The 15433-nt window shown below is 39.4% G+C and carries 11 protein-coding genes; 3 read left to right on the top strand and 8 right to left on the bottom strand.

Going from position 1 to position 15433, the window contains the following annotated elements; translation table 11 throughout:
- Window positions 1-11: 11 nt before the first annotated feature.
- Genes ACYX4J_RS21740 through ACYX4J_RS21720 form a run of 5 tightly spaced genes read right to left on the bottom strand, consistent with a single transcriptional unit; the run spans window position 12 to window position 8706 of the window.
- Window positions 12-1250, bottom strand: coding sequence for a glycosyltransferase family 2 protein (locus ACYX4J_RS21740; protein WP_444934524.1), 1239 nt, complete (start codon window positions 1248-1250; stop codon window positions 12-14).
- Entirely contained in the window at window positions 1247-3349 is a 2103-nt protein-coding gene (locus ACYX4J_RS21735; protein ID WP_445355357.1) for a glycosyltransferase, read from the bottom strand. The genes ACYX4J_RS21740 and ACYX4J_RS21735 overlap by 4 nt, the downstream gene beginning before the upstream one ends.
- Window positions 3350-3362: 13 nt before the next feature.
- Entirely contained in the window at window positions 3363-6494 is a 3132-nt protein-coding gene (locus ACYX4J_RS21730; RefSeq protein WP_476177538.1) for a glycosyltransferase family 4 protein, read from the bottom strand.
- Window positions 6484-7461 carry an NAD-dependent epimerase/dehydratase family protein gene (locus tag ACYX4J_RS21725; RefSeq protein ID WP_444906812.1) on the bottom strand — a complete coding sequence of 326 codons (978 nt, stop codon included), beginning with the start codon at window positions 7459-7461 and terminating at the stop codon, window positions 6484-6486. The genes ACYX4J_RS21730 and ACYX4J_RS21725 overlap by 11 nt, the downstream gene beginning before the upstream one ends.
- A gap of 15 nt (window positions 7462-7476) precedes the next feature.
- A complete protein-coding gene (locus tag ACYX4J_RS21720) occupies window positions 7477-8706 on the bottom strand; it encodes an NAD-dependent epimerase/dehydratase family protein (protein ID WP_444906811.1) in 1230 nt (409 codons plus the stop codon).
- A 409-nt stretch (window positions 8707-9115) separates the two neighbouring features.
- Here ACYX4J_RS21720 and ACYX4J_RS21715 point away from each other — a divergent pair, with 409 nt between their 5' ends.
- Both ACYX4J_RS21715 and ACYX4J_RS21710 read left to right on the top strand, forming a co-directional pair.
- Window positions 9116-10462: a methyltransferase gene (locus tag ACYX4J_RS21715; protein WP_413663866.1), complete on the top strand. Its 1347-nt coding sequence runs from the start codon at window positions 9116-9118 to the stop codon at window positions 10460-10462.
- Between the two features lie 23 nt (window positions 10463-10485).
- The gene (locus ACYX4J_RS21710; protein ID WP_413663867.1) at window positions 10486-11484 is read left to right on the top strand and encodes a hypothetical protein; all 999 of its coding nucleotides are present in this window, start codon (window positions 10486-10488) and stop codon (window positions 11482-11484) included.
- Between the two features lie 74 nt (window positions 11485-11558).
- Here the strand turns inward: ACYX4J_RS21710 and ACYX4J_RS21705 are convergent, their stop codons facing one another.
- Both ACYX4J_RS21705 and ACYX4J_RS21700 read right to left on the bottom strand, forming a co-directional pair.
- Window positions 11559-12197: a glutathione S-transferase family protein gene (locus ACYX4J_RS21705; RefSeq protein WP_476177537.1), complete on the bottom strand. Its 639-nt coding sequence runs from the start codon at window positions 12195-12197 to the stop codon at window positions 11559-11561.
- Window positions 12198-12312: 115 nt separating this feature from the next.
- Window positions 12313-12741 (bottom strand): VOC family protein, encoded by a 429-nt coding sequence (locus tag ACYX4J_RS21700; RefSeq protein ID WP_444895617.1) that lies wholly within the window; start codon window positions 12739-12741, stop codon window positions 12313-12315.
- Window positions 12742-12977: 236 nt separating this feature from the next.
- Here ACYX4J_RS21700 and guaD point away from each other — a divergent pair, with 236 nt between their 5' ends.
- The gene (guaD, locus tag ACYX4J_RS21695) at window positions 12978-14375 is read left to right on the top strand and encodes a guanine deaminase (protein ID WP_476177536.1); all 1398 of its coding nucleotides are present in this window, start codon (window positions 12978-12980) and stop codon (window positions 14373-14375) included.
- A 1-nt stretch (window position 14376) separates the two neighbouring features.
- On the opposite strand, the gene ACYX4J_RS21690 is transcribed toward guaD, so the two are convergent.
- Complete coding sequence (locus ACYX4J_RS21690) at window positions 14377-15354, bottom strand: hypothetical protein (RefSeq protein ID WP_475709082.1); 978 nt, start codon at window positions 15352-15354, stop codon at window positions 14377-14379.
- Between the last annotated feature and the right edge of the window lie 79 nt (window positions 15355-15433).

Below are 15433 nucleotides of genomic sequence, written 5' to 3'. Positions count from 1 at the left end.
TGTATAAAGCCCTACCTGGTCCGGCGACGTCCTCCCAGCTTATGCCAGAGAATGGCGCGATAGATTGCGACAGGCAGTCTAAAGATTCCCGTAACCAGCCACCAAAATGACTCATAGATGGCAATCGTCTGATCCACTAATGGATGATCCTGGTCGAGCCTTTCTGGATAGTGATCGTGTCGCAATATGCCCCGATGAAACAGAAATCTGCGTAAAGGCCGGCTCAGTCGCCAACTAAAAGACTTGGTTATACGGTTTAAGTTATCGGCGAGAAAGCTCTCCGAGGCTATCTTTTGCTGTGTGAGCAGTTCGAAATAGTGGCTTTTGGACTTATTTTCATTCTGCCAATCAGTATCAAAATCCATCTTTGTTAGCCAATCGCTTTCCCCGAATCCATCTATCTTGCGCAGATCCGATGTGTATTGCGGGATAGTTATCTGATTTTTAATGATGGCCTTGGAAATGCGATATACATCAGCATTCATCCGGTCAGGGTTCTGCAATTCCCGACTAAGCCTTTGCTGAAAGCCGGACCGGAATTTGAAATGGAGAAGATGAGCGCAATTTTTACTGAGAGGAACCGGCGTACATGAGTGGGTTGAACGTAAATATTGAAAACCCGTCCGCCAATAAACCAACGGAATTTTATAAGATTTAACAAAATAATCAGAAATGCCAGATATTTGCGCTCTGGCTTTGGAGCGAATTTCAAAAAAAGGAAAAGCTAATATGCTTTTTTTCTTAAAGTTTTTATAAGATACATAGTTAGGCGTTGATTCCATTAACTCAGAAAGATTTCTTATGTCATATGCATTCCCTTGAAGGTTGTCACTAAAGAAATCTATTAGTGGAGTATATAGAGCAAAAGCTAATTCACTCTGCATAAGTTGAGTCGTAACCTTCAGTGAAGCTTTACCTAAAATTTCAGGTAACCAGAGAAATTCATCAGCATCTACCACAAGAGTCCATTTTCCCTGACAGTAGTCCCGGGCAACTCTGTTAACCCAATCTACACCTGCGTTTGCCTGGGGGTAGCCACAATCAACTTCGTATAGCTGGACATCATTCTGCTTCAGTAGATAGCTTACCGAGTTATCGCTACTTCCCGTATCCACCAGGTGGAAACATGTCACACCTAAAGACCGGTAGTGGTCGAGAAAAGCCGGGAGAATATCCAATTCATCACGGAAGATACAAATAAGGGGGAAGCGTGTTTCACTAGCACTTTCAATGTACTTAACTACTTTCAAACTTTCACCCTAGCGAATTTACGCAGCTTTCGAATCGTTCGCTTTAAAAACCCTGGCTTATATTTTTCCCCTTTATTTTTTTTGGCATCTTTTTGCTGTTTTCTTAGTAGTAGAAGGCTTTTCTCTTCCGAGTCGAGCCCTTCAAGGTAAGGACTTATTTGCCTGAAATCCCCTTCTTCTTGAAGGTGATTTCTGGATTTCATAGAGTTGTCACCGGTGCGATAGTAATATAAAGGATCAGGATAATAGGATACATTTTCCTTTGCTAAAATTAGCTTGCTATAGAATTCAATATCATCCTTACCTGTTCTATATCTCTCTGTATAACCTCCGTGATCTCTAAACTTAGAAGCTTTTATCAGACACGTCGCATCACCGACTATATTTACTTTCGTTGCCCAAGCTCTAGCTGGCCCCATAAAACGAATTTGAGTTCCGAGCTTACCTTCTGGAGTATTAGGTGCCCCCTTGCCGCTGAATCGGATAGAGCTACAAGTCAGGCAATCAATATCTGCAAAAGTTGCCGCGCTTACCAACTTATCTACCATTTCCGGCATCATGACATTGTCATCGTCAAAAAAAAGTAGATAATCTCCACTTGCATTTTGTGCTGCAGTATTTCTAGCAGCCCCTACATATCGGTTTTCCTGGTATACAAACTGCCATCCATTCTTCTGATAGTGACTTTCTATAATTTCCAGCGCGTGTAGCGCTTCTTGTGAATGGCTACCATCATCAACCACAATAACTTCTATGTTCTTATAAGTCTGATCTTTAATGCTTTTTAACGCTTGATAGAGAAAGTCTGGACGCTCAAAATGAGTTACGCATATAGAAACCAAGGGATCATGTCTATTGGAAGATCGGGCGTTTTTAATAATTGAATGCTCTTGGCCATGCCATTTATTCCATACATCTAACGACTTCTTAAGCCTCTGGTGTTTTATACCCGGCGCAGGCAGTTTCTTTGCATGTAATTCTAACTTTCTCGCTAAAGCAATATGATTTGGCTTAAAGAGGATTTTTTTTCCATTTTCGTCATCAAGTAACTCTCGAGTACCACCAGTATCAGCAGCAATAAATGGTACTTTAGTTGCAAGGCATTCGTAGACAGAAATCGGGGAATTCTCTAACAAAGCTGGGATCACAGCCAAACGTCCTTCTCCACTCAAATACTCTACAGCCTGTATAGCATTACAATCACTTATAAATGAGACTTCTGTACTCCAATGCTTCTGGTTTTCCTCTATGAATTTTCGCGCATCAAATCGATAAGAGTGTCCTCCCAAAAAAGTAATCGATGGTAATCTAACCCCTCTTTTAGCAAGAGTGTTTAATGCATTCACAAAAAGAATAATCCCCTTACGAGGTTCAAGACGCCCGAAAAACACCCATTCTTTTGTCTCTAAGTTACTATTTTTTATGGCTTCATTATCAGGTAATAGATCGTCCAAAAATACATTTGGCCAATAGTAACTGCGCTCAGGCAGGCGGTATTTATTATTTTTCATCCAGCAGACTAAATGCTGACTCCCACAGATCAGAGTATCTGCCATCTCAGCACTTCTACGCTCCATAAATACCCACCCCAATTGCCGTTCCTCTTTAAGGAATTGTTGATTACCTTCGGCAGACCAGAGTGTTGGGGAAGAACCTTTAACAGCAAAATGTATATCTTGGAATGCAATACCAAGACTCTTGGCAAGTAATGCTATATAACCCATTCCACGCCATTCTGAAACATGGACAATATCAAAGCGATCATTTCTCTTGAGCCACTCATAGGCTGCATAGGGCATTGCCATAGTGCGAGCCATTGTCGTTTTAGCTAGTGCCTGCGGTGCAACACCATGAAATTCAACATTAAGTTTTGCAAAAAAATTTTTTGTGATTTTCATTTTCACAGGATTTTTTGCTAGACCATTAACGAAACAGATGGTGACTTTGTGACCAGATCTCTGTAGAAAAACAGCCAAATGAAAGTAAGCCGTTCCAATGCCACCATTTTTTATTGGACCAAACATATCCTCCGTTAGGATGCATATACGTTTAGGTTTCTGAACAGCTTCAAGGCGTAAATCCTCGTGAAGCTCTTTCATTATTCAAGCCACCTTAGATCGCAACTAGCATTTGTTTAAGATAACGCAATCGACCATTTCGTAAGACAAGTCCATTTTCCTTAACACGTACGGTAATCTCTGAGTTTTCCTGCTTTATTTCAGGTGTTAATGAGAACCGGAATCCATACCAAGCTAGTTTCGGGTTTCGAGTACCGAAACGTTCCACATAACGATTCGCCGTGGCTTCAGCTACAATGTTTCCGTTTACCTCTAAGACAATCACTAAATTTTTAGCTATATTGCTTCTATCCCATGCCCATCCCTCAAGAACCCGTGGATCGAGTGCAAAAAGCTCTCGTGGTGGAATTGACCCCTTAATAGGTGAGCCAGTATATCCCTTAAATATACGTTGCAAGGTAGTACCTGATTTTTGAATCACAGCCTGAAAACTAAACTTGGGTTTAAATTCAGTTTCATTGATTTTTCCCTGCTCATGGATAATTTTTGAAATATCATGTTCAGGCTCATCCTTACCTTCTACTGTATAATCCTTGTCTACAAACTCTCCTACCTCTGCGTGATCTTGCCCATATAAAGTGGTATCTTCGGTATCTATCCCTTGAATGTTTTCAGGTGTGTTATTTTCTGTTTTAGAGAAGAAACTCCAGGTATATTTTTGGTTAAATATCTCCTCAACAGCTACCTCATTAAGTATTGGACTTCCAGAGATAGCTGCAAATACATTTTTAGATAGTTTTATAACCCGTATAAAACGGGTGTAAGTAATTTCTTGATCTTCTAACAGAAACTTAATATTAAATTTTTCACCTTCTTCCCATTTATCTGGAATTGGGAATCTATGTAAAGTAAGTTCATTATCTTGTAGCTCCAAAGAAATTGATTGGGGCTCGCCATTAACAATTAATTGCCTATTTCCCGGACCTTTGGCTACACAGAGCAAATGGGAATTTCTCTCGTCCAAACCAACAACTACCCTCGGATTACGATTTTTCATTTTACGAGGCCGGTCGGCATGTAAAAGCCACACAGGTTCCTCATCCAAACGATTCTTATCCCGATAAAGTGCTGGTCTTAATTTAGCTCCAATAGGCTGAGCTGAAGGAAGAAGGGCTAGTTTACGATAGGCAATATTATCATTTTCAATCAACGACATTGAGCGAAGGTAGACAGAGTTAGCGTTATTTCGAGATTCTTCCAATTCCTCTAAATAGTAATCACTACGAAGATGGCACTCAGGAATAACCATCAATTCAAACCCAAATTCTTTGTTCGCCCTTAAAATATATTCTTGTACCAAACCGTAGCGAATATCATAAGGGAGTATTGACCCCACCTTGCTTGATACCAGTTTTGGGATACAAATAATATTTGTGCCTATTGCATTTCCAAAGCTGATCTCAGAGACGATATCTCCACCTATCGGCATTACCACCTTGTTTTCAGGTAGAGATAAAAAGCTAGTGATTATGAATTCATGATTTATTTGAAGAGTTTTGCGTAACTCACCACAAAATTTTCCACCTAATCGAGAGGATGTACCATCACAGAGAATGCAAGCATCTAGAGTACTTTCAGAAAGACTTTTTGCCAGTGCAATCCCTGCTGGAAATCCAATAAAATCCACCAAACTACAATCGAGACCGGCTTCCAATAGAAAGTTAGAAGCTCTCTCAGCAATATTTTCAAGATAGGGATCAATTAATAAAAATTTGATGGAGTCGGGTCTATCAACTAAAAGTGCCTCAGAAAACTCCATAACACTCTCAGTATCCCGCAATAGAACAACCACTTCTAGGGTCGGTAGCTCCATCTCATTAGAAGCTGTTAAGGTGGGAGAGCCTGTAATCTTGGTGATCGCTTCAGCGCCACTATACTGCTTAAAAAGATCTGCTAAGTAGGCATGAAAACCATACCAAACTTGAAGGTTATAATTGTTATCAAAACTGGAATGCGCAATCTTATGCCCATTCTTCAGTACCTCTGCTAGCCTTTTCGCAAGCTCAAATGCGTAGGGTGCGATAAGACAACTTTCATGGTCTTCTTTTGCGATAAGCTCTGGAGTTCCCCCTACTCGCGTTGCAATAAAAGGAATATTATTCTCTAGTGTTTCATATACTGCCATGGTGGAGTTTTCAATCAGGGAGGGCATTACCGCTATCATATCCCTGGAACATAAAAACGAGAGAGCTTCCGGCTGGTTATAATCTGTGATGCAATTGACTTCAAAACTCCAAGTAGATGCTTTTCGCTCAATATAGTCCGCAACCTTCTCATTGTTTTGATTAGGTAAGGCTTCACCATATTTACCTAGGAAATTAACTCTGGTAGGACAAGTCCCCGTCCGCTCAAGTAAATCCAGAGCGGTACAAAAGAGCTCCAATCCCTTCCGCATTTCCAAACGACCAAAGAAGGTCAATTCGTTAGTGCGAACTACATCACCAGGCTGTCGATTAATGCGTTTATCATCAACGGGAACTTCAGAAAAATCGAGAATATTTGGCTGAACATAAGTTGATGTTGGCAGCTTATAGCCGACATAGCGCATAAAGCAAAGTAGATGTGCGCTACCACCAATTACCATATCGGCAAATTCAACACATTTCTGCTCAGCAAAACTCGCTGGTAACAGCTCCCTTTTTACCAATGGCTGCATTTGATAATGGCGATTCCAGAGGTGCGGGGACGATGTCTTTACAATAAATAATGTATCTTTAAACGCCAATCCCAACTTCTTAACCATCAACGCATAAATTAATCCACCTCGCCATTCGGAAGTGTGGATAACATCAAAACGTCTCTGTTCAATTAACCAGCGGTATGCCGCACTATATCGTCGCTGCCAACCCTGTGAGGGGCCAATTATTGTTTCATCCGTGTGCACCAAATAGTGCAGTGAAACACCAAAATTGGAATATTCCTCAACCCAATACTCAGGTGTTTCATTCTCAACTGTTTCACCTTTTAAGTAGAGCACATGTACTTCATGCCCATGTGCTGCCAGTCCTTTCGCTAGGTGATAGTAGGTTGAAGCAATCCCTCCATTTCTCACCGGACCTAGGATTTCTTCTGTGGCTATACAAACTCTGAGCTTCTGGTCCGACTCAAAACCTGCATAAGCATTTAAATCAGGGAATGATTCTACTGAAAATTTGTCAATCTGCATTCTGTAGGGCCCTCTGCGAGAGGCTAGGCTTCAGAACATCCTCCTTATTGACAAAGTAATCCCATGTAATTTGAATACCGTCCCTTAATGATACCTCCGGCCTAAAGCCCAAGTACTGTTTTGCTTTAGTAATATCCGTATAGTTATGGCGCACTTCACCTGCCCTGAAAGGGTGGTTAGCTATTTCAAGATCTTCATGGCAGCCCGAGACATCCCTTAGTAAACTAATTACTTCGTTAATTGACGTCGGCTGGCCGCTACCCAGCTGAAATACCCCATTTTCTCTCTTTTCCAGAGCCCTAATTATTCCCTGGCAGAGATCGCCTACAAAAATAAAGTCTCTAGTCTGATAGCCATCTCCGTAGACATCACAGACCTGTCCTTTCAGAATATTTTTAATAAAGGCTGTTATCACACTTCCTTTGTGAAAGGAAAGCGGACCATAAACATTAGAGAATCGTAAAGAAGTTATTGATAATCCATAACTTTGAGAATATGCAGAACAGTAGGCCTCTGCTGCAGCCTTAGACGCACCATAAGCCGATGCGGGATTCACTGGCATTAATTCGTGTACTGGTGGATCAGCTTCTCCAATGATCGCCCCACCTGTAGAAGCATTAATGAGATGTTTAACCTCATACCTTCGCATCGCTTCCAGAAGATTGACTGTCCCTTGTACATTTACTTCAAAGTTATAGACTGGATTATTTATTGAATTAATAACACGTGTATCTGCAGCTAAGTGTATAACAGCATCAGCATGCTTTACTGCCTCATCTACATCCCGCTGATTTCTAACATCTCCTCTGATAAATTGATGAGGTATTCCGGCTAATGCTGCAGTAGTGCCAGTGACCTCATTATCTAAAACTAAAATTTCGTCATATAAACTCAAAGCATTGAGATATTTGACTAAATTTGAACCTATAAATCCACATCCACCAGTAATAAGGATTCGCGTAGACATAGCTAAAGCTACCCACTAAGAAATGGTTTCTGTAACTTCACTAGTTTTTTCCCGATAGGAAATATCGGCTAGTTTATTACCTTGTGTCCAATAGGAAACGCAAGGTATTTTTGTATGATCAGCCCGATCTTGATATTGCATTGTTATATCTGTAATTTCTTGCAGAAGGCTATCTTTAATAAGAATCGGCTGCCATCCAAATGAACGAAGTAAATCATTTTTTACATTGAGATCATTTCTCTCTGCCTCCTTCCTAGGGTTTGGCAGATAACTTATTTCACAGTCTGTCAGTGATTGAACTAATTGTGCAAGATCGGAAAGTGTTTGCGTTTCCGCCATCTGATTGAGAATCAGTGGCCGTTCACCGAGTTCCGGTGGATGTAAAAGTGCCCGCTCAATACATTTGCAAGTATCAGAGATATGGATAAATGCACGAGTTTGACCACCTGTGCCATGAACAGTCAGTGGGAAACCGACAGTCGCTTGCATTAGAAATCTATTTAGGACTGTGCCGTAGTCCCCGTCATAATCAAAACGATTTATCAGACGCTCATCCAGACTAGAGAGTTCAGTCTGCGTTCCCCAAACAATCCCCTGGTGAAGATCGGTAATACGAAGCCTGTCATTTTTCGCATAATACTGGAACATCTGCGAATCCATCGTCTTGGTCATATGGTAAATGGAGCCGGGATTAGGCGGGTAAACGATGGAGTCTGAAATTTGACGATTATCAACTGTCTCTATTTTTACATCCAAGTAACCTTCAGGTATTGGTATGGGCTCCTCATGGCCGTAACCATACACTCCCATTGTACCGAGGTGAACCAAGTGAATATCAAGCTGCGTCTCTACAATCGCATTGAGAATATTATGAGTACCACAAATATTATTAGCGATCGTATAATTTTTAGTAGCGCTGCTTTTCATCGAATAGGGCGCAGCGCGCTGCTCACCAAAATGAACTATACTATCTGGCTTTTCCTCCTCTAGGAGATTTACAAGATCGTTAAATTTCTGGGAAACATCCAACTCGACAAAGCGAATAGCCTTTCCCGTTAATTCAAACCAGGTATCAATACGCTCTTTCAGTTCTCGAATCGGTGTCAATGATTCTACATTGAGCTCACTATCAATTTTTCTTCTAGAAAAATTGTCAATAATAATAATTTCATGACCTAAATTACTCAGATGTAATGAGGTTGGCCATCCACAAAAGCCATCGCCACCGACTATTATCAGTTTCAAAGAGCCACCTCCACAAGTTTTGCCAACCAGGCCGTTGGCAGATCAATTTATTCAGGATTGAGGTGTTATCGTCTGCTGCTTAATTGGATAACGTGAATCTTACAAAATCCAATTTATAACACAGGCTTTCCAGCTTTACCGATTATACGAGTTAGCATCCGCGCCAACTTTTATAGATTGCACCTTGAATAGTTTTCTCAGAGAAAATAAATTTATTATTTGACAGCTCCAACTTTCACATTTATGAATATTTTCATAGCTTAAGAAAATCAGTGCTAGCTGCGAGCATGTACTCAATAATAAGCAATCTTATTATATTTGATTTAAATCGAGCGCAACTGCACCTATTTGCAGCATGCAAGTCAATATCCACGCCAAAAAACCTGGTTACCATTACTTGGAAAATTAAATGTCTACTTTAGAAATCAATCAGCTGGATAACTTTGAACAAGGGAAGCAAGCTGCATTAGCTGGAGAAATAGACCTGGCGAGAGAGTTATTGCGTCCAATTGCCGATCTCAACCCTTTTCATCCGGCTACTTATTTTCTGTGCTATGCCGAATCAAAAAATGGTTCGATTCTAAATTGTGATAAGTATGCGCTGACCTTCATCTCAAGACATCCACACCATGTAGGCATGAGAATAATCTCCGCTATGCTAAATATAGCTAAAGGAGACATAGATCAAGCTGAAAAAGATATTAAAATAGCAATCAAGTGCAACCCAGAACATAAACGAGCTCTGAAAGTCTTTGACCAAGTCAAACTGATACGAATCGAAAATAACGCCAGGGAAGCGATTGAAATTTTAGACACTTCCCGTTCTCACCCTGCATTTTCAAAACTTTCCCGCTCAAAGGCAGCAAAACAACTGAAGAAAATAGAACCTTTAGAAGATTGGGACAATCATGAATTACAGGCTAAAATCGCATTTTTCCACAACTGCACTAATATACGCCACGCACTGAAGAATTTTGATTCGGATCTCATCACTAGTGCCGTTGAACTCGGCTACTGCTCATGGCCAAGAAAATTACATAAATATGTACAAGGGTGCAATGTTTTAGATGTCGGTTGTGGTTTTGGCGGCTATGCCATGGGCTACCTCTGTGCTGGAGCAAACAGTTATACCGGTGTAGACCCAGCAATGTCTTTAGACTCCAGGAGGGTTCGCAATAAAAGGATAAGAAAGTGGGTTAACGCTCCAATGTCCGGCCAGGACATCATGGATTTGATCCCGGATATTGATCTACGCCAGTGCTCTACCCGCGATCTCGTCGGTATAAAGACCTTTGATACGGTTTGCCTTCACAATGTCACTGAGCACCTATTGGAAATTGAGGGTGTATTCGAGGATATTGCGGGGCTGTTAACCAAAGGAGGGAAAATTATATTTCTGCATCACAACTTTTATGGCTGGAGTGGGCACCATATGCCTCCTCATAATCCATCAGTTTTGGATGAAGGGAATCCAGATCATCTTAAGTTTTGTGATTGGAACCATATTAATATTGTCCGCCATTTGCCACATGACCACTATTTACACACACATCTAAATCGCATTCGAATCGATGAATTACGCGCATTAACACGTAAGTATTTTAATATCGAAACCTGGGAACTACAGCCTTCCCATAGTAATGTTTTAGAGCGTTTAACTCCGGAAATAGAGACCAGGGTAAGAGAAGAAATTCCTGATATTACACTGGATGAAATGAAGACAAATGTTGTTTTTTGTGTAGCTTACGCTAAGTAATCAATTATTTCCGGAGCAAAATAATGTACGAAATTGATGATGCGGAAATTGCAAGGGGTTGTTATGTACACCCAGAAATTTCATTCTCTAAAACTGAAGTCCCCCAGAGCGTATTTGAGACACCAGGGATGGTTTCGATTGCGGAACGTAAATTACTCTATTCATTGGCGTCAAAAAACTTTCAGCAAAAAGGGTATATTGTTGATGCCGGAAGCTTTATGGGAGCATCTGTGGTTTCTCTCGCACATGGGTTGATGAGTAACTCAGATTTTTCAAACAACAGAAACTCAAATATATTGGATAGTAAACCTATTAGTAGTTATGAATTGGGTTTTCTACCTAAACCTGCAAATGGTTCGGATCGTGTTTGGGAGTGTGACTCACTAACCTATAAGTTTGGTGAATCTTTTGTTCCAATACTAGAAAATAGTATTTCTCCATTTCAATCATTGATTGAACTAAATATCGGTGATTTTAATGAGTTTTCCTGGCCTGATAATCCAATTGAAATTTGTTTTATTGATGTATGTAAAACTCAGGACCTAAATAAACATGTTTCAGCAGAGTTTATGCCAAAGCTTATTGAGGGCGAATCATTTTTCATTAATCAAGATTTTTTCTTTGATCGTTTACCATGGATTAAAGTAACCATGGGATATCTTGAAGATTATTTCGACTGGTATGGGCAAGTATTCTCAAGTTCAATCTATAAGTGTAAAAAACCAATTCCTAAGGAAGTAGCTGAATACGACCCATTCACCGAAGCTAGCCTAGAGGAATGCTTGAAGCTCCACGATAATCATCCTAAAGAACATCTAACAGATGCTCACAAATTAAGAATGTGCTTGTCTCGCTCATATCTTATTGCAATGAAGGGGGATAAAGATGAAGCACTAGATTATCTCAAAGTAGTTGAAAGTGATTATGAGCATATGATGGATGAAAATACTTCTATAGACAGAAATGATCGTTTTCGATTCAACAGAGCTGTTCGGCAAATAAAAAGCGGAATTTTTAGTTGAAAACTAGTATTTGGGATAAATTAGAAAGGTCAGAAGTATAATTTCTGACCTTTTAGTTCAAACTATACTTAAATTTAAGCGGGACTTATATTCATGTCTTTTTCCAAAGCTGCATCAAGTTCATGAGCTCGTTGAAATGCTTTACGCTGAGATAAACGAGTTACATACTCCTGATACTCTTCACGCTTATCTATAGTTCCAAACTGTAACCCCCACCCCAGCTGTGCACCAATATATACATCTGCTGCTGTAAAACGTTCTCCAACAATATACGGGTTTGATTTAATTGCACTAGAAAGCGTATCTAGTGCCAATTTATAATTACCGTAACCCAACATTTTCTGTTTATCTTTAGCCACATCTTCATCAAAGATATATTTATTCACAATGGCGGACTCCAGAGGTCCAGCCGAATAAAACATCCATCGGTAATAATTGGCACGCTCTTCGTTATTTATCGGAGACAAACCTGAATCGGAAAATACATCTGCCAAGTAGACACATATTGCTGCTGCTTCAGTTATTATTTTGTTGTCGTGCACTAGTGTTGGAACTTTCCCCATGGGATTCAAAGCAAGATACTCTTGCGATTTCATGTCTTCGCCATATTCAAGTACTTTGGTTTGATAGGGTACTGATATCTCCTCTAACATCCATCGAACAATACAGCCTCTCGACTGAGGATTCGTATAAAAGATGATTTCATTTGCCATGTCAATATCTCGAAATTATGTGGAGACATAAATTTTAGCTAGGCAAGTATCATTTCTTCGAGAGATTTACATGTCAAGTTATTAAGTAAAAGTACTATCTATTTACTTGGATAATTCACTCGGCTAATTCAACAGTTATATTCTCAGGCCCCAAGAGAAAAGCTAATTTTTTATCTTGATACTCCAATATTCCGCTTCTTGTACTAATTCCTTGCTTCGATAAATACTCTAAAGCTTCATTCAAATTATCTACCTTTAAACACAGATGGTTATAACCGGGCCTTGCCAAGTCAATTAGTGATGGATTAGTTTTAACCACTGGATTTCGGTAGTGAAGTAGCTGTATCTCAAATTTCGGAGATGACTGCTTTAGTACCATCGTAAAGTGATCTGCTTCTACATTATCCACCTGGAGATACCGTGACGCTTTCTCGCCAGTTAGATAATTTTTGAGTAGAAGCTCAAAACCCAGCAATTCAAAAAAACTGACACTTTCCTCTAATTTCGTAACAACTACTGTTACGTGATCTGGATGTTTAAACATGGATTGAGAGCCTTCAATCTGGATTTAAGTACAAGTTTAGATGTAATTACTTAAGTTTTTTCCAAATACAAAATATACAAATCAAATTTTTGTATTTTCAAGCAGGTTATTACTCAATATATAAGTTAATTTGTTGTTTTGTATTCCAGTTCTTCTAGAGAGTACCGAAATAAATTTGTCACATTATCTTTCAAATGCTAAATATATAGGTTTGCTTATTGTTTTAACGGAGTGAAATGGTGGTCGAAACTTTATCCCTAAGCAGCAGTATAAAGTCCAACATAGTTAAATTATTTTTATTACTCTCAGCTTCTAGCAACTTTGTTTATGCAGAGACAACTATATTTCAAGGTGACATACTTCATTTTACAGCCGACCCGGCGAAGACCAATAAAGCTTATGAATATATTGAGGATGGCGGATTAATTGTCAAAGATGGAATAATTGCAGGGATAATTTCTGAACAACAAATTTCGGAAAAACAAAAAGAAGCAGAGATTGTAGATTATCGCGGCAAGTTAATACTTCCCGGTTTTATTGATTCTCATATTCACTATCCACAGACGGGGATGATTGCGGCTCATGGCGAGCAATTATTAGAGTGGCTTAAAGAATACACCTTTCCAACTGAAAGTAAATTTTCCGACAAAGAACACGCGAAGGAAGTTGCAGAGTTCTTTATTAGTCAGTTACTAAAGAATGGCACAACATCAGCACTTGTCTTTGGTACCGTTCATCCAGAGTCTGTAGATGCTCTCTTTGAAGTTGCTCAACGGGAGAACATGCGACTAATTGCAGGTAAGGTGCTGATGGATCGCAATGCGCCAGAATACCTGCAAGATACACCTGAAAGTGCCTATTCCGATAGCAAGAAGCTGATCGAACGTTGGCATAATAAGGATCGATTGAGCTATGCCATTACTCCAAGATTTGCCCCAACAAGTACTCCAGAACAGCTTAAGCAGGCAGCTAAGTTACTAGATGAATATCCCGATGTGTATATGCATACCCATGTTTCCGAAAATAAGGATGAAATTAATTGGGTAAAATCATTGTTTCCAGAAGCAAATAGTTATCTTGATGTTTATAACATATATGGATTAAATCGCGACCACTCAGTGTTTGCTCATGGTATATACCTGGATGACCAAGAGATGGAAAGTATGGCTTCAGTCGGCAGCGCTATTGCTTTTTGCCCAACGTCTAATCTTTTTCTGGGGAGCGGATTATTCCCGCTTAATAGAGCTGAAGAAATCAATGTTAGCCTCGGCCTGGGAACTGATGTGGGAGCCGGCACCAGTTTCTCGATGTTAGAGACTATGGATGAGGCCTATAAGGTAGTTCAGCTACAGAAGTCGATTGAAGATGCCAGTGGTATAAAGACACTCTCTCCACTTAAAGCTTTCTATCTTGCGACCTTAGGATCTGCACAAGCACTGGATATCGATGAAAGAGTTGGAAATTTTGAAAAAGGAAAGGAGGCAGATTTTATTGTTATTGATTTAGAGTCAACTGATTTAATGAAGTTTAGAATGAAGTCTGTAAAGACACTTGAAGAAAAGCTATTTGCTCTTCAGGTTCTTGGTGATGACAGATCTATATACAGCACTTATATAATGGGTGATAAAAAATAGTTTATCTGGAATTTGATATCGCATGACCTATTTTTCGATATTCATCTTGCACTCGATTTAAGTTATCAACCCCAAGGTAGTACTCTTCACCATCGCCAAACATACTTTCCCAAACAAAAGGATAAATAGCGATAACCTTGGGGTTTGCTATCGCAAAATTGTAGGCTTGCTTTGCCTGATTAATTAATTGTGATTCTGAAATGCTACCGAAAGCTCTATTCGATGTTTTAAATGCCCTTGGTATTAAGTAATATTCAACATCTAAATGTGATGTTTTGGCCATTAGCTTTTCTACCAGTTGTCGTTGAAAACTCTCTCCTACATAGTAATTTACAGCAAACAAATTATATTTTTTTGGGATGATTTTTTTGAAGCTTGACTTCCTAACTGTTTCATTCATAAATGTAATTGCTCTTTTTGCTTTAGGAAAGCTTTCTTTTACTAATTGAGCAATCTCTTCAAGATATAGCTTTAGCGTTTGATTAGTTAATTTTGATCGATGGAAGGGTTCATCTAATGGGTCAAACGCTATAATTATATCACTAAATGGTTCTAATCGTTTCTTTGCTAGCTCCCACCGCTCCAAATAATCAGCTCGCTTCCTATAGGTCGGATAACCATCAAAAAATATCGGAGCTATTTGTATCCATACCTTTAGTCCATGGCTCCTTGCAGCCTTCATAATATCTATTTCATTGTAATAGACGTCAACAAAAGTTGTAAATTGCGACACCTCACTGATTTCATCTATGGTCCACCCAGAGTGAAAGAACCCAAATTCTGTTAAATGCTCTGGAACTTTAATGTCATTATATATTAACGAGGGAGTAACAATATTTCCATGTAAGAAAACGTGTCTCGGATGTTTTAAATCTTCAGCTAATGTGGCTTTACTACTGGATTTTATAATACCAATGGCGTAAGAGTTTTCAGGCAAGAAAATTAGAGTAATAAAAAAGGAGATCAATACGCCAGCCACTAAACACTTCATCGTATAAAACTTCTTAAACAAAGAAATAAGTCATCTCTAGTGATTATTGTAGCAACCGCCATTATTA

It is taken from the genome of Microbulbifer sp. ABM4_008 (genome assembly GCF_056311705.1).
Note: the sequence above shows the minus strand (reverse complement) of the source record. Positions and strands in the feature narration are given on the sequence as shown.